We start from the raw sequence: 15332 nt of genomic DNA, 5'->3' as shown, positions 1-15332 counted from the left end.
TCATGAGCGATCTGGTTTGGCAACACTTGAATCTGTGCGCGAGCGGCGATCCGGACGAGACGATCGCCGATGCCGCGCTTGTCGTACGCGACGGCGACATCGTGTGGCTTGGCGCCGCACGGGATCTGCCGCGCGAGTTCTCCGCTTGGCCGCGCGAGGACCTCGGAGGCGCTTGGGTCACGCCGAGTCTCGTCGATTGCCACACGCACCTCGTGTACGGCGGCAACCGTGCCGACGAGTTCGCGCTCAGGCTTGCGGGTGCGAGCTACGAAGAGATCGCGCGGCGCGGAGGCGGCATCGTCTCCACGGTGCGCGCCACGCGAGAGGCCGATGAGGACGCGCTATTTGCGTCGGCCGCGGCGCGCTTGGAGCCGCTATTGGCGGAAGGCGTCGGCGCCATCGAAATCAAGTCGGGCTACGGGCTCGAACTGAATGCCGAACGCAAGATGCTCCGCGTCGCGCGCGCGCTCGAGCGTCGTTATCCGATTTCGGTCTACACGACGTTTCTCGGCGCCCATGCGTTGCCGCCGGAATATGCGGGGCGCGCCGACGCCTACATCGATGAAGTATGCGAGCGGATGTTGCCCGCTCTGGCCGATGAGGGGCTCGTCGATGCCGTCGACGTTTTTTGCGAGCGCATCGGTTTCACGCTCGCCCAGAGCGAGCGCGTGTTCGAGGCGGCGGCCCGCCGCGGTTTGCCGGTGAAGATGCATGCCGAGCAATTGAGCCTCTCGGGCGGCGCGGCGCTCGCGGCGCGTTATCGCGCGCTGTCGGCCGACCACCTCGAATTTCTCGACGAAGCCGGCGTAGAGGCGATGAAAGCGGCAGGTACCGTCGCCGTGCTGCTGCCCGGCGCCTACTACTTCATTCGCGAAACACAGTTGCCCCCGATCGATTTGCTGCGCCGCCACGGCGTGCCGATGGCGCTCGCGACCGACAGCAACCCGGGGACCTCGCCGGCAACCTCACTGCTCGCGATGCTCAATCTGGGTTGCACGCTGTTTCGTTTGACGTTGCCCGAGGTATTGCGTGGCGTCACGCGCCACGCGGCGGGCGCGCTCGGGCAAAGCCAGCGTCATGGACAACTGGCGCCGGGGCGGCGGGCCGACTTCGTGGCTTGGCAGATCGGCAGCTTGGCCGAACTGGCCTATTGGATCGGCCGGCCGCTCGCCCAACGTGTGGTGCACGCTGGCGCCACCGTCCATCGCGCCCCCACGGCGCATTGGACGCTCGCCGCCGAGCGAGCGGCTTCCCCCGAAGGAGCGTGATGTGACGATCGATCGCCGTGCATTGTTCGCCGCGCATGCTTACCTGCCGCAAGGGTGGAGGCGCGATGTGCTACTCGAGTGGGACGACGCCGGCACGCTGACGGCCGTGACCGCCGACGCTGCGGCGCCCGCGCACGCCACCCGGGCGCGTGGCCCGGTCTTGCCGGGCATGCCGAACTTGCACTCGCACGCGTTTCAGCGAGCGATGGCCGGACTCGCCGAGTACCGTGCGCAGGCGAGCGACAACTTTTGGAGCTGGCGCGACCTCATGTATCGGTTCGCGGCGCGAATCACACCGGAGCGGCTCGAAGCCATCGCACGCTGGGTTTACGTCGAAATGCTCAAGGCGGGCTATACCTCGGTTTGCGAATTTCATTACGTTCATCATATGAGCGATGGCGGCGGCTACGAGAACCGGTCCGAGCTCGGGCAGCGGGTCGTGGACGCCGCCTCGCAGGCGGGCATCGGCATGACGATGCTGCCCGTGCTCTATCAGTACAGCGGCTTGCCCATGCGCGAGCCGAGGCCGGATCAACGCCGCTTCGTCAATACGCCCGAGGCGTTGCTCGACCTCTTGGCGGCGCTGCGCCGCTCGCGACCGGAGCATGGCGCGCTCACCTACGGCGTCGCGCCGCATTCGCTGCGCGCCGTATCCGAGGCTTCGTTGCGTTCGTTGTTGAGGGGGCTCGACGCGCTTTTGCCGGGCGCGCCCATTCATCTTCACATTGCCGAGCAGATGGGCGAAGTCGACGAATGCATTGCCGCGATGGGCGCGCGCCCAGTGACATGGCTGCTCGATCGCTTCGATGTCGATGCGCGCTGGTGCCTCGTCCATGCGACCCATATCGACCCGGCCGAAACGGCAGCGCTTGCGGCGAGCGGCGCCGTGGCGGGCTTATGCCTCACGACGGAGGCGAATCTGGGCGACGGCGTGTTTCCGGCGCAGGCTTACCTGGAGGCGGGCGGATGCATCGGCGTGGGATCGGACAGCCATATCGCCGTCGATTGGCGCTCGGAACTGCGGCTGCTCGAATATGGGCAGCGCTTGGTGAAACTGCAACGCAACGTGCTGGCTTCGCAGGCGCGGCCGCAAGTGGCGGAGCGGCTCTTCGACGCGGCGCTGGCGGGCGGCGCGCGGGCGAGCGGCCGCGCCATTGGCGCACTCGCGCCGGGGCGCCGCGCCGACTGGCTCGTGCTCGACGCCGCGCATCCGGCACTCGATGGACGCCGCCCGGAGAGTTGGCTCGCAGGCGTCGTGTTCTGCGAGCATGGCGGTTCGCCTATCGTCGAAGTCCATACGGGCGGGCGCTGTGTCGTGCGCGACGGGCGGCATGAAGACGAAGCGCGAGCGTACGCGGCCTATCGCGAGGCGGCTGCCCAGTTGCTGGCATGAGCGCCGCAAGGCGCTCGCTCGGCTAGCGTATCTTCACGCTGTGTTCCCGAGCACGCCAACGCGCGCCGGCGCGCATGACGCCGCGCCCGGTGCGCGCTAATCTGAAGACCTTTCGAGTTTCGACCGACAGACCATGAACGCCTCTACCGATCCCGCCATTTTCGACCTGCGGCCCGGCACGTTGCCGCTGCTGATTTCGATGCCGCATGCAGGCACGCACATTCCCGCCGGGATTTTGGCGACGATGACCGAGGTCGCTCGCCATGTGGACGATTGCGACTGGCACCTCGAACGTTTGTATGAGTTCGCGGCGCGCCGCGGGGCTTCGCTGCTCGTGCCGTCGCATGCCCGATACGTGATCGACCTGAACCGTCCGCCCGACAACGCGAATTTGTATCCGGGGCAGGACACGACGGGCTTGGTGCCCGTCGACACCTTCGACAAGGCGCCGCTCTACCATCCGGGCGGAGCGCCGACCGAGGCCGAGGTCGCGCGGCGCCTCGCGCGATATTGGCAGCCCTATCACGATGCCCTCGCGCGCACGCTTGCGGAGCTCAAAGCGCGACACGGCGCGGTGCTGCTATGGGAGGCGCATTCGATTCGCTCGCAGGTTCCCCGGTTTTTCGAAGGCCGGTTGCCGGATTTCAATTTCGGCACGGCCGATGGGGCGAGCGCCGCGAATGGAATGGCCGAGGCATTGGCCGAGAGCGTGACGCGCGACGGCGCCTATACGGGGGTGGCGAACGGGCGGTTCAAGGGGGGCTATATCACGCGGCAGTACGGCCGCCCGGACGATGGCATCCATGCCGTGCAACTCGAGTTGTCGCAGCGCACTTACATGCAAGAAACGCGGCCTTACGCTTACGACGAGGCGTTGGCGGCGCGCGTCGAAGCGTTGCTCGAAACGGTGCTCGATGTCGCGCTTGCGCGCATTTGACATCGGCAACGACGCAGGGGGTAGGCAGGCGCCGGCCGCCACGCGCGCGCGGGCCGATAGTGGGCTCGGAGCGCGGCGCTGTGCTCTTCGCTCCGGGTTCGGCGTTCGACAGCCGCGCCCCAATCTGATGCGTAGAGGCGACAACCGGCGCTTGTCGGTTGACGGCCGGCTGCTTCAGCGGCTATGGTGTGGCCCCATGGCCGATACAGATACCAATCACCCCGGCGCGATCGTGCGTCAGCTTTGCCTCGAGCGCTTCAATTTGAGCGTGACCGAAGGCGCTTCGGTGCTGGGCGTGAGCCGCCAAGCGCTGACCAATCTCCTCAGCGGCAAAGCCGGCATCTCTCCCGAAATGGCGCTGCGCCTGGACAAGGCGTTCGGCGGCGGCGCCGAAACGTGGCTGCAGCGGCAACTAGTGCATGACTTGGCCAAGGCTCGCAAGCGGTTGGACGAGCTCGACGTCGTGTCGATGGCGCAACAACGCCAGCGCTCATTGTTCTGAAACCCGCCGCGGCCGGCCGATATCGCGGGCGCTCATGCCGTGGGAAGCCTCAGTTCCGTCAGGATTTGCTCTGCAAGAAACTCGCATTCGGGCCGGTTGGACCGCGCGCTGCGAGCGAGCACGATTTCAAGCGGCGGCAGCGCCGGCAGCCCTTGCGCGCGGCCGAGTTGGACGAAGCGCTCGGGCACGGCGCAGCGGGCGATCGGTGCGACCGCGAGCCCGGCCTCGACCATGGCCAACAGCCCGAGCAAGCTCGGACTCTCGTACGACGTTCGGTAGGCGATGCGCGCGCGCTCGAGCGCCCGGATCGCGTTCTCTCGGGCCACGCTGCCTGCCGCGAACACCGCTATCGGCAGCGGCCGTTCGCGCCAAAGCTCGGGCGCGCGCGGCGCACCGGCCCAAACGGTCGGCTCGAGCCTCAGGCGTTCTCCCCGCACGCCTTTGACGCGCGTCATGCACGCCAAGTCGACCTCGTTCTCTCGCACGAGCGGCGCGAGCGCATGGCTGGGCAGCCCGATCACCTGCATTTCGACCTTGGGGTAGGTCGCCGAGAACTTGCGCAGCACGGGCGGCAGCAGCGAGGACGCGTAGTCGTCCGGCACGCCGATCACCACACGGCCCTTGACGTCGGGGTGGACGAGCGAGGCCCAGGCCTCATCGCGCAGGGCGAGCAAGCGCCGGGCGTAATCGACGAGTGAGCGTCCTTCCGGCGTCGGCACGACGCTGCGCGCGCGCCGCTCGAAAACCGGCTTACCCAGCGCCTGCTCCAGCGCTTTGATTTGCATGCTCACCGCAGACTGGGATCGATGCACGAGCGCCGCGCCGCGCACGAAACTGCCCGCATCGGCGACGGCGACGACCATCGATAACACGTCCAAATCGAGCGTCTTCATCGAATGTTCCGGTATCAGAAAAACTGAAGGGTGAAATCAATATAACGCGTTTGCCTGAAGGCAGCTCGGTCGGCATACTCGCCGCTATTGGACGGATTCACGCCCTTTGGGGAAACGCAACGATGACGATCACCTACGACGGGTTCAAAGCGCTAGGCCTTTCCATCGACATGACACGCGGCAAGCCCGCGCCCGAGCAACTCGATCTTTCGTTGGCGCTCATCGAGGATGCGCCGCAAGCGGGTTATCGCTCGCGAGACGGCATCGATTGCCGTAACTACGGCCATGTACTGGGCCTACCGGAGGCGCGTGAGCTGGGCGCGCAATGCCTCGGCGTGCCCGCGCAGCAAGTTGTCGCGGGCGGCAATTCGAGCCTCGAACTGATGCATGACGCACTGGCCTTCGCGATGCTGCATGGCTTACCGCAGGCCGAGCCATGGCGGCGCGCGGACGATGTCGCGTGGCTGTGCCCCGTACCCGGCTATGACCGCCACTTCGCGATTTGCGAGGCGCTCGGGATTCGGATGATCGCCGTGCCGATGAACGACGACGGTCCCGATATGGCGCGCGTCGAGGCGCTGGTCGCCAGCGATCCGGCCATCAAGGGCATGTGGTGCACGCCGCTCTATAGCAATCCGACCGGGGCGATCTACTCGCCCGAGATCGTTCGTCGTCTGGCGCGGATGCCGGCGGCAGCGCCCGATTTTCGCTTGTTTTGGGACGATGCCTATCGCTTTCATCATCTGACCGCGCAACGCCTCGAGAGTCCCGACGTGCTCGCGGCTTGCGCCGAGGCCGGGCATGCCGATCGGGCTCTTGTATTCGCGTCGACGTCGAAGGTCACCTTTGCGGGCGGCGGGATGGCGTGGCTGGCTTCGTCTGCTGCGAACATCGCGTGGTGGCAGCGGCATATGTCGGCGCGAACCATCGGGCCGGACAAGCTGAACCAGTTGCGGCACGTACGTTATTTGCGCGATCGAGCGACACTCGAACAGCTAATGGACCGCCATCGCGCGATTTTGCAGCCTAAGTTCGACCTGCTCGACGCGATCTTGCACGCATGGGTCGGCGATGTTCCCGGCGTTTCTTGGACCAAGCCCCGAGGCGGCTATTTCGTCAGTCTGTACACGCCGGACGGCCATGCGAAGCGGACCGTCGAGCTTGCGGCGCAAGCGGGCGTCGTGCTGACGGGCGCTGGGGCGGCGTTTCCGTATCGCACCGATCCGCGCGACCGGCACGTACGCATCGCACCGAGCTGTCCGTCGCTCGCCGAAATCGAGTGGGCGGGGCAGGCCATCGCGCTCTCGTTGCGTCGGGCGCTCGACGAAGGCGCGCGGGGCTAAGCGGCCTAATCCGAGGCCGCGCCTTCGCCGCACCCGCGAGCAGCGCGCGATCCGGGTTACGTACCGGCGCGCGTCGCGACGAATTCGCCCTCGAGCCGCCATGTCTTGCCGTCGACGTCCAGCGCTTCGCCGATCCAATGGAAGCGGTTCGGCGTCATGTCGGTGAAGCGCCAGCGTGTCGCCTGGCCGTCGGGGCGCGAGCCGATCTGAACGATCTCGTCGCCGATGCGCCGGCCGATCTGCGTCTCCCGATGGCCGCGCGCCGGGTTGTTCCAGGCGATGCGCCACGCGCGCAACGCCGGGTCCCACGTCCGCAGCGTCGTGCCGTACATGTCGTTTTGCGGATCGCGCGCCATTCGCTTCGCACGCCGTTCTTCGCGGGCGGGCATAATCCATACATCCTGAATCGCGCGCCCTTCGAGCGTCCAGCCGGCGTGGACTTCGCCGCTCAAGCGTTCGTCGCGCAGGTCGAACCCTCGGTAGTGGAGCACCTGCAAGGACCAACTGCCGACCAGCCAGCCGTAGACGTCATCGGCTTGCTCGATCTCAGCCGCGCGCGACGCCGTGGCAAGAGCGGAAAAAAGGGCCTGCGGGATGTCGCTGTGTGTGCCGTTCATCATGATGTCCTAGGGGTTGCGGAGATTGCGATGGCGTGTGCAGTCGAGCCGCCGAATGTGTACGCCGTGTCATGATCGTAGGCAACGAAGCGAGGCGAATCTTGGCAAAAATTGCGGTCGATCTGAAACGTGCGCTGGCGCGACGCGCCCGCGAGGCGGCGCAGGGTGAGACTCAGCCGCGCACGATCGCGCAAGGCCCGGGCTGGAATGTCGCCGACGTCCTTTGCACCTGCGGCCCCGGCGATCACGCGTTCGAAGAGCGTCACAGCGCGTTTTGTATCGCGCTGGTTGTCGCGGGAGCGTTCGAATATCGCTCGGAGACCGCGGCGGCGCTCATGACGCCGGGCGCGGCCATGCTTGGCAACGCGGGCGAATGTTTCGAATGCGCTCACCGGCATCGCGCGGGCGATCGCTGCATTGCGTTTCGTTATCAGCCCGAGTACTTCGAACGCGTGTTCGCCGATGCAGGCGTTGCACGCCGCCGGCGGGCATCGTTTTCGGCGGCGCGCATCGAGCCGTCGCGGGCATTGTCGCCGTACATAGCGGCTGCGAGCACCGGCGTGACGACGGCTGCTCGAATGGCCTGGGACGAGTTCGCGCTGACACTGGCGGCGCATGCCGTGCGGCTCGCCGAGGGCACGAACACGCGCAGCGACAAGCCGCTGCCGCCGGGCGCGCTCGCGCGCGTGGTCGAGACGCTGCGCTGGATCGACGAGACGCCCGAGGCCGATATGGGTCTAGATCGGTTGGCGCAGCAGGCGCGCTTGAGCCCCTATCATTTCCTACGCACCTTCGAACGCGCGACCGGTGTGACCCCGCATCAATACGTGCTGCGCGCGCGTCTGCGCGCGGCCGCCGAGCGACTGGCCGATGCGGGCGACAAGATCGTCGAGGTCGCGCTCGATTGCGGATTCGCCGATCTATCGAATTTCAACCGGGCGTTCCGCACGGAATTCGGTATGGCGCCGCGGGGCTATCGCAGGCATTGGCAACGATCGCGTCATGAGTCGCCCTGACGAACCGCGTTGAGGTGAGGACCATGCCCGTGCGCGCCGATCATGAGCAGCGATTCGCGGCCGCCTGCATTCGCGCAGGCACGAGAATCAGCATGGTCTGCTGCTTGGGCTTGGGCGTTGGACTGGCCGCCGGCGCCGGCGCCGGGGCGTTCGCGGCTGAGTTGGCGCAGGACGATGCATCGGGGTCGATGTTGCCCGATCGCGCGCCCGTCACGATCGAGTCCGACACGCATGTGTTCACCGTGGAGCACGATGGCTCCGTCGTGGAGGACGACGACACGACGCTTCGCATCGACACGGCGGCCGGCGTCGATGCCGCGGCGCAACGTTACGTGTGGTTCAACAAAGACATCGAGCGGATCCTCGCGTTATCGGCCGAGTCGATCGACCCGCAAGGCGGTGTGCATCGGGTCGGGGCCGAGGCGATCAGAGACGTTCAGGAGCCGCGGGCCGCGGGCGCACCGACGTTCGAAGACGGCGTACTGCGCTCGGTCATCTTCCCGGGCATCGAACCGGGCTGGCGTGAGCATTTGACGTTTCGTAAGGCGCGCAAAGCGAGCCGGACGGACTTGTTCCAGTATTTCGCGACGCCGGCGCGCGAGCCAGTGCTCGAGCAACGGCTCATCTTCGATTTGCCGGTCGATTTGCCGCTCTACGCGGATGCGCGCGGGTACGTTGCGCGCACGCCCGTCACCGAAAACGGGCGCACGCGCTACGAATTCGACTACCGGCACGGCCCTTTCGCGCCGATCGAGCAGGGCGCAGTCGGCTATGAGAGCGAGGGCGACCGCTTGATGGTGACGACGGTGCCAAGCTTCGCCGCGTTCGCCGAGCGTTACCGCGAAGACGCTGTCGATCCGAGCGCGGGCGATCCCGAAATCGTCGAACTCGCCCGCACGCTGACGCGCGATGCCCCCGACGATTGGACGAAGGCGGCGCGGCTTTACGATTGGACGCGGATGAACATTCGCTATGTCGCGCTTTTTCTCGGCGAGACAGCCGCGAAGCCGCATCGCGTCGCGGACATCCTTCGCAACCGCTATGGCGACTGTAAGGACCACGTGGCGCTCTACGGTGCGTTGCTCGCCGCCGTCGGCATTCGCAGCGAACCCGCATTGATCAATCTCGGGCCCGTATACACGCTTCCCTCGGTGCCTGGCTACGGCGCAGGCGCGATCAATCATGTGATCGTTTGGCTGCCCACGCTGGGGCGCTTTGCCGATACCACGGCAGGCGGCGGCATCGCGTTCGGCTTTTTGCCCCCGGGCGTGATGGACCGGCCGGCGCTGCTCGTCGACGAGGGGATCCTCGCGCGCACGCCGCCGACGCAAGCGAACGCACGCGAGGGCCGCCTGGCGCTCGAGATCGACGAACAGGGCAATGCCCGCTACAGCTATCGTGTCGAAGACGAGGGGTTCCCGGCGGAACTCGAACGCAACGTCTTTCGGCGGGCCACCCGCGTGCGGGCGGCGCAGATCGCGCAGGAGCGGGTGCGCGAAACGGGGCTGCGCGGCACGAGTTCGATCGAGACGGCCGACACGAGCGCGACGAGCGGCCCGTTTTGGGTTGCGCTGACAGGCGCGCTCGAGCATGTGCTGTGGACCGACGGCATGACTGCGATGCCGTCGCTATCGAGCTTTGCGGGCGGAATCGCCTCGCACGTTCGAAGTTGGCTGACCCTTCCCGTGCGCACGCAGCCGTACGTTTGCATCGGCGGCGTCTTCGCCGAACAGAGCACGATGACGTTGCCGCTCGACGTAACGCTCGTTTATGCGCCGACGGATCTGACCATCGACGCGCCCCCGGTTCGATATCGATCGCGCTACGTGTTCGATCCCGCTTCTCGCGTCGTTCAAGTGACGCGCCGGCTGCAGGCAGACTTCGGTAAGCAAGTGTGCAGCCCCAAGGAGTTCGAAGCGATGCGATCGACGCTCGTCAGGATCGAACGCGATGCATCCGCGCAAATCATCGTCAAGGCGAACCGGGCTCGGCCTGCGCCCGGCCTGCCGTGACTAGAACGGCCACCACCCGGCGCCGCCTTGCCCGTTGCGATGCTCCCCCCCGTGGCGACCGTCATCGCCATCGCCATCGTCATGATCGCGATCGCCGAAATGGAACGCGGTGAACAAATCGCCAATGGCCGGTGCGTTCACGGGCACGTACGGGTTGCCGGGCAATTGCACGGGGTTGGGCAGATTGTCTCGGCTGCGCGTCGTGATGGGCGCGAGCGACCAGTTGCGCTCGATGAACTTCAAGATCGAGACGTGATCACTGTACTGATGCGAGACACGGCCGCCGCGCGAGTAGGGCGAGACGATGATGAGCGGGATGCGCGGGCCGTCGCCGAAGAAATCGACCGGCTGTATATACCCCGAATCGTAGTAGCCGCCGCCTTCGTCGTTCGTGATGAAGATCGCCGTCGAGGCCCACAGCTTCGGATTGCTGCGGACCGCATCGACGAGCTTGCGCGAGAAGGCTTCGAACAAGCCGTACTTCGACGATGCCGGATGGCCGTCCAGCAGCCAGCCCGGCTTGACGAAGGACACGGCGGGCAAGTAGCCGCGCGAGATGTCGGCATAGAGGTCGGCAGTGTCTTGCAGGTGCGCTTTGACGAGCGCGGGCTTCGTCATGATTGCCGTCTCATAGAGAAACGGATTGCAGATGTTGCAATACGTGCTCGTGGGCGAATTGGCGACGAACGTGTTCCAGCCTTCGCCGTAATACTTCCAAGAGACGCCGTGCTCGATCATCGAATCGGCGATCGTGCGCACCGGCGAGGGCGGAATCGTGAAACTGCTCGTGTTGACCGTGCCGTCGCCGTTGTAGCCGGGGTTGTAGTTGTTCAGCAGGTAGTACGCGCCCGGCGCGCAATTGGCTTTGGGATGATAGGGGAGCGAGTCCAGATAGCTGCGCACGGCGCCCACGCCCGGTTGCGACGTATCTGAGCAATTGCTGTACGAGCCGCCCGAGTACCCGTCCTGCTTGTACCAATTGTTGGTGCTGGCTTGCGGACGCGGGTCTTCGATTTGATTCGAAGGCGGCGTTGCCGGGTTGCCGTGGCCGTCGGTGTAATAGATCGCATCGGCCGTGCCGATCATGACGCTGTTCGCGCCCGTGCCGCCCATCACGGGTTGATGATAGTTGTCGCTGATCGTGTACTTGCGCGCGAGCTCGTTGAAGTAGGGCATGTCGCCCGTTTGCACGTTGTAGTAGCCGAGCGCCGTCGAGCCTTCGCGCGTCGTTTGATCGTTGAAGTTCGCCGGTTGCGGCTTGCCGTTCGTGCCCGCGCCCACCGAGGTCTCGACCCAGGCGACGAGGTCCATCGCGCATCCGCTAGGGTTGGCCGTGGTGGCGGACTTCACGCTGCAGTCGGCCTGCTGCCAGGCTTGATAAAAGCGATGCACCGGGCTCGCGATGTACTGATCGTAGCTCGGTCCCACGCGCGAAATTTGGAAAGGCCCGTTCGGCAGCGTGAAGGTATTCGCGCCGAAGCGCGTGTCGGGCACGCCCTTGGGCAGACCCGTTGCGCCCGTCGTCAATTGCGCGAGATCTTGCGGTTCGAGCACGGCGCCTTCGAACGCCTGTGCGGCGGCGAGCGTCGCAAACGGCGGCGGGTTCGTGTCGCTCGCGGTAGTCGGCGCCGAGCCCGTGTTGGGCGCGGGCAAAACGCTGTACGGCGCCTTGCCCCCGGGGCTCATTTCGAAGCGAGTCGGATCGACCGCTTGCGCCGTGTTCTGGGCGGCCAGCGCGAAGTTGGGGCCAGGGCGGCCGTCCGCGGTGATGATGCCCTTGGACAACAAGTTCGAGATGCGCTGGCCGGCGCGCGGCCGATAGGCGCCGAAGACTTGGTCGAACGTGCGGTTCTCTCCGACGATGACGATCACGTGTTTGATCGGCGTCGCCGTCGCCGACGATGCATCGCCGGAAGGTTGCGGCTCGCTTGCGGCCAGCGCCGGGAACAAGGCGCCGGCGGCGGCGAGCGAAAGCGCGCCGAGCGTCAAGCATGAACGTAGTACTGCGGGACCACCTCTGACATTGTCGTATCGCTTCATTTGCATCTCCGTTGACTTGAAGCCGACTGCGCGGACTGGAAACGTAGCGGTGTGGCGATCGGGCCTTCGAAGCCTCGGCGCATCTAAAAAGACGTGTGCGAGCAAGACGATAACGGCGGACGATGACGTATGCGAGAAGGGAATGTGACACGCGCAAGACGCGTGCGTGTCGGTGGCTTTCAAAACGTTGACGGGTGATCGTTCGGAGACGAAAGCGGTGCACGGCGCGACATGCGGCGCGCGCTAGTCGATCGAGATCGCTTCGCGTTCGATGGTGCGCTGAACGGCCGGACGCTCGAGCATGCGCTGCGTGAGCGCGCTCCATGCCGGGTAGTGCTCGCGCATTTGCATGCCGATCCGATTGCCCCATCGATAAAGCACGAGCAAGAACGGGTCGGCGATCGAGTAGCCGCTCGGCACGGCCCATTGGCGACCGTCGCCGAGCTTCTGCTCGATGGTGGCATAGGCTTCATGCACGATGCGGCGGCCGTTGGCGCGAAGCGCCTCGTGCGGCGTTGGGTCTTGCGCGCAGAACCGCTGCGGGCGCCACAGTTCGCCGTAGCCGACGCCATGCACCCAGTCCGCGAGCCAGGCGAGCCATTCGAGCACGCGTGCTTCCGCGATCGGGCTCGCAGGCAGCAGCCCCGCTTCGGGATGCCGGCGAGCAAGGTAGACGAGGATCGCGGGCAACTCCGTGAGAGGCTTCGTTTCCGAAGGGATTTCGAGCACGGGCACGCGGCCCTTCGGGTTCATCGCGAGGTAGGCCGCTTGCTGAGTTTCGCCGCGTGCAACGGAAACTTCGTGCAGTGCAAAGGATGCGCCGATTTCTTCGAGCACCACGTGAACGGCCAACGAGCACGCACCGGGCGAGTAGTAGAGTCGATAGGTCATGATGAGGGTGGCATCGGGTGAGTGAGTCGAAACCGAGGAGCGATGCGGCCACGAGGCGCATGAGCAAGCCGCGCTCCTTCATAGCGAAGGAGTGTATTGGCCGAACGCGCGGCGGCACAAACGAATATTTGCATGGGGTATGCATTAGTGATACTAATGCATAGATGCAAAATCGATCGCGTCTTCCTCCCTTGCAAACGTTGCGTGCATTCGAAGCGGCGGTGCGGCTCGAAAGCTTCACGCGCGCCGCGGACGAGCTTGCCTTGACGCAAGGCGCGATCAGTCAGCACGTGCGGGCGCTAGAAGAGCGCTTGGGCGTACACCTGTTCGTACGCGAGCGCGGCGGCGCGTGGCCGACGCAGCGCGCGCACGCGCTGGCGTTGCAGATCCGGCAAGGGCTGAATGTGCTCGAGCGCGCGTTCGACGGCCCCGCGCGCGGCCACGATCGCACGCGCGGCCAGGCTCGCGAGACGGTGGACTTGACCGTGAGTGTGTTGCCCTCGTTTGCGGATCGCTGGCTCGCCCCTCGGCTCGACGGTTTGCGGCGCAAGCATCCGCGGATCGCCGTTACCCTGCGCAAGGAAGTCGCGCTCGCGCGTTTGAACGGGCGCGACGGTATCGATGCGGCGCTTCGCTACGGCCCGGGCGCGTGGCCCGGGGTGCAGGCGGAGCGCTTCATGGGTGAAGAGATCTTTCCCGTGATGAGCCCGAGTTATCGCGATGGTGTGCGCCCGCGTCGTTTCGCCGATATGAGCACATGCACGTTGCTCAGGCACCGATCGCAGCCGTGGGAGCCGTGGTTTCAGGCGGTTGGGCTCGATATGACCGAGCCGCGTGGCGGCCCCGTGTTCGATGACGCCCTGGCCTTGCTCGAAGCCGCGGCAGCCGGGCAGGGCATCGCGCTTGCGCGCGCGTCATTGGTCGGCCCGGATTTGGCGCAGCGGCGCTTGATACGCCTGTGGAAGCGGCAGGTCACCGACATTTACGGGCATTACCTGGTCTGGCGCGCCGATAGCCCGAAGCGTGCGGCCATCGACATCCTGCGCCGGTGGCTGCACGACGAGGCGGCTCGGGGCTAGCGCAATGTTGCGCACTCGCAGAGGGAGCGCTCGATCGCGCCGAGCGTCTCACCGCCCGCCCGGGCCGAGCGGCAAACCCGTGCTAAACGACGTTGCGCTCGATCACGGGACGATTCTCGAGCACGCGGGCGAACCCGAGCGGCGACAGATCGAGCGAGACGAAGCGTCCGTGCAAGATCAGTTCGGCGACGCCGCGCCCGGTGGCCGGGCCTTGCTGCAATCCATGGCCGCTGAAGCCGTTCGCGAATACGCAATTCTCGATGTCGGGGTGGTAGCCGATGATCGCGTTGTGATCGAATACGTTGTATTCGTAGTAGCCGGACCAAGCGTGCTGCACACGCAGCGCTTCGAATTGCGGCACACGGTGGGCAAGTGTCGGCCAGATCACGTCGTCGAACAGCGCGTGATCGACTTCATCGAGCGGCAGGTCATTGGGATCGTGCTCGGCGCTGGGCGATGTGCCGCAGATATAGGTCGAGCCCTCGGGCCGAAAATAGACGCCGCTCGGATCGATCAACAACGGGCAACGTTCGAGCTTGGCAGGGGAACTGACATTGAAGATGCTGCGCCTGCGCGCATAGACGGGCAGTTCGACTTCGAGCATTTGTGCGATGCGCCGCGCCCACGGACCGGCCGCGTTGACCATCAGGTCGCAGTCGAGCTCTTCCCCCGCGGACGTCAGCACGTGGGTGACGCGTCGTCCCGCGCGGCGCAGCCCGGTGGCTTCGACCGGAAGGTAGCGCGCGCCGAGCGACTGCGCTTTCTTGCGCAGCGCTTGCACGAGGCCGTAGCCGTCGAACCATCCCTCTCCCGAAACGCCGTACGAGCCCGCTACGAGGTCTTCGGTGTTCAGCCACGGAAACGTCGCTTGCAGTTCGTCCTTCGGCAAGTAACGGATCTGCGCTCCGAGCGATGTTTGCAGCGCGTGATTTTCGCGCAGAATCGTTTCCCCGGCGGCCGTGGCGAGAAAGAGGTAGCCGCCTTCGTGCAAGTCGATCGACGGCGCGTCGCCGCCCACGGCCAGCCGCTCTCCTATCGAGCGCAGAAACTCGATACCGTAGAGCGACATTTGCACGGAAAGGGGCGTCGAGAATTGCTGGCGGATGGATGCCGCCGACAGCGCCGACGAGGCGCGCGCATAGCTTGGATCGCGCTCGAGCACGGTCACCTCGACGCTCGCATCCATGCTGCGCAGAAAATACGCCACGGCGCTGCCGATCACGCCGCCGCCCACGACTACGATCTTCGAAATCATTAGGACTCCAAAACAATTACCTGGAAAGCACAATGCATAAAAGGCGCGACGCCGCAATGGCGTCGCGCCCTAGGCCCGCGCAAGGC

13 protein-coding genes are annotated in these 15332 nt (G+C 65.9%); 8 read left to right on the top strand and 5 right to left on the bottom strand.

Annotated elements, in window-relative coordinates; translation table 11 throughout:
• The first annotated feature begins 2 nt into the window (after positions 1–2).
• From hutI to QQS38_RS03330, 4 genes are all read left to right on the top strand, one after another.
• Positions 3–1268: an imidazolonepropionase gene (gene hutI, locus QQS38_RS03345; RefSeq protein WP_479643931.1), complete on the top strand. Its 1266-nt coding sequence runs from the start codon at positions 3–5 to the stop codon at positions 1266–1268.
• Position 1269: 1 nt separating this feature from the next.
• Positions 1270–2661 carry a formimidoylglutamate deiminase gene (locus QQS38_RS03340; protein WP_479643930.1) on the top strand — a complete coding sequence of 464 codons (1392 nt, stop codon included), beginning with the start codon at positions 1270–1272 and terminating at the stop codon, positions 2659–2661.
• 133 nt (positions 2662–2794) lie between these two features.
• Entirely contained in the window at positions 2795–3598 is an 804-nt protein-coding gene (hutG, locus tag QQS38_RS03335) for an N-formylglutamate deformylase (protein WP_479643929.1), read from the top strand.
• 196 nt (positions 3599–3794) lie between these two features.
• On the top strand, positions 3795–4100 hold the full coding sequence (locus QQS38_RS03330; RefSeq protein WP_479643928.1) for a HigA family addiction module antitoxin: 306 nt from the start codon (positions 3795–3797) through the stop codon (positions 4098–4100).
• 32 nt (positions 4101–4132) lie between these two features.
• Here the strand turns inward: QQS38_RS03330 and QQS38_RS03325 are convergent, their stop codons facing one another.
• Complete coding sequence (locus QQS38_RS03325) at positions 4133–4993, bottom strand: LysR substrate-binding domain-containing protein (protein WP_479643927.1); 861 nt, start codon at positions 4991–4993, stop codon at positions 4133–4135.
• Between the two features lie 122 nt (positions 4994–5115).
• Here QQS38_RS03325 and QQS38_RS03320 point away from each other — a divergent pair, with 122 nt between their 5' ends.
• Positions 5116–6336: an aspartate aminotransferase type Ic gene (locus QQS38_RS03320; protein WP_479643926.1), complete on the top strand. Its 1221-nt coding sequence runs from the start codon at positions 5116–5118 to the stop codon at positions 6334–6336.
• A gap of 56 nt (positions 6337–6392) precedes the next feature.
• On the opposite strand, the gene QQS38_RS03315 is transcribed toward QQS38_RS03320, so the two are convergent.
• A complete protein-coding gene (locus QQS38_RS03315) occupies positions 6393–6953 on the bottom strand; it encodes a hypothetical protein (protein ID WP_479643925.1) in 561 nt (186 codons plus the stop codon).
• Between the two features lie 101 nt (positions 6954–7054).
• Here QQS38_RS03315 and QQS38_RS03310 point away from each other — a divergent pair, with 101 nt between their 5' ends.
• Both QQS38_RS03310 and QQS38_RS03305 read left to right on the top strand, forming a co-directional pair.
• On the top strand, positions 7055–7969 hold the full coding sequence (locus tag QQS38_RS03310) for a helix-turn-helix domain-containing protein (protein WP_479643924.1): 915 nt from the start codon (positions 7055–7057) through the stop codon (positions 7967–7969).
• Between the two features lie 92 nt (positions 7970–8061).
• Positions 8062–9981 (top strand): DUF3857 domain-containing transglutaminase family protein, encoded by a 1920-nt coding sequence (locus QQS38_RS03305; protein WP_479643923.1) that lies wholly within the window; start codon positions 8062–8064, stop codon positions 9979–9981.
• Here QQS38_RS03305 and QQS38_RS03300 read toward each other — a convergent pair whose 3' ends face one another.
• Positions 9982–12021: an alkaline phosphatase family protein gene (locus QQS38_RS03300; protein ID WP_479643922.1), complete on the bottom strand. Its 2040-nt coding sequence runs from the start codon at positions 12019–12021 to the stop codon at positions 9982–9984. It lies immediately after the preceding gene.
• A 243-nt stretch (positions 12022–12264) separates the two neighbouring features.
• Positions 12265–12915: a glutathione S-transferase family protein gene (locus QQS38_RS03295; protein ID WP_479644096.1), complete on the bottom strand. Its 651-nt coding sequence runs from the start codon at positions 12913–12915 to the stop codon at positions 12265–12267.
• A 161-nt stretch (positions 12916–13076) separates the two neighbouring features.
• Here QQS38_RS03295 and QQS38_RS03290 point away from each other — a divergent pair, with 161 nt between their 5' ends.
• Positions 13077–13991: a LysR substrate-binding domain-containing protein gene (locus tag QQS38_RS03290; protein ID WP_479643921.1), complete on the top strand. Its 915-nt coding sequence runs from the start codon at positions 13077–13079 to the stop codon at positions 13989–13991.
• Between the two features lie 82 nt (positions 13992–14073).
• Here QQS38_RS03290 and QQS38_RS03285 read toward each other — a convergent pair whose 3' ends face one another.
• Positions 14074–15246, bottom strand: a complete 1173-nt coding sequence (locus QQS38_RS03285) for an NAD(P)/FAD-dependent oxidoreductase (RefSeq protein WP_479643920.1) — start codon at positions 15244–15246, stop codon at positions 14074–14076.
• Between the last annotated feature and the right edge of the window lie 86 nt (positions 15247–15332).

It is taken from the genome of Trinickia sp. Z7 (genome assembly GCF_056498045.1).
The sequence above is the reverse complement of the archived record's forward strand: the minus strand, read 5'-3'. Positions and strand labels throughout refer to the sequence as shown.

Coding starts and splice junctions, on each gene's coding strand:
- hutI (WP_479643931.1), top strand. CDS start 3: ATGAGCGATCTGGTTTGGCAACACTTGAATCTGTGCGCGAGCGGCGAT.
- hutG (WP_479643929.1), top strand. CDS start 2,795: ATGAACGCCTCTACCGATCCCGCCATTTTCGACCTGCGGCCCGGCACG.
- QQS38_RS03330 (WP_479643928.1), top strand. CDS start 3,795: ATGGCCGATACAGATACCAATCACCCCGGCGCGATCGTGCGTCAGCTT.
- QQS38_RS03325 (WP_479643927.1), bottom strand. CDS start 4,993: ATGAAGACGCTCGATTTGGACGTGTTATCGATGGTCGTCGCCGTCGCC.
- QQS38_RS03320 (WP_479643926.1), top strand. CDS start 5,116: ATGACGATCACCTACGACGGGTTCAAAGCGCTAGGCCTTTCCATCGAC.
- QQS38_RS03315 (WP_479643925.1), bottom strand. CDS start 6,953: ATGAACGGCACACACAGCGACATCCCGCAGGCCCTTTTTTCCGCTCTT.
- QQS38_RS03305 (WP_479643923.1), top strand. CDS start 8,062: ATGGTCTGCTGCTTGGGCTTGGGCGTTGGACTGGCCGCCGGCGCCGGC.
- QQS38_RS03300 (WP_479643922.1), bottom strand. CDS start 12,021: ATGAAGCGATACGACAATGTCAGAGGTGGTCCCGCAGTACTACGTTCA.
- QQS38_RS03290 (WP_479643921.1), top strand. CDS start 13,077: ATGCAAAATCGATCGCGTCTTCCTCCCTTGCAAACGTTGCGTGCATTC.
- QQS38_RS03285 (WP_479643920.1), bottom strand. CDS start 15,246: ATGATTTCGAAGATCGTAGTCGTGGGCGGCGGCGTGATCGGCAGCGCC.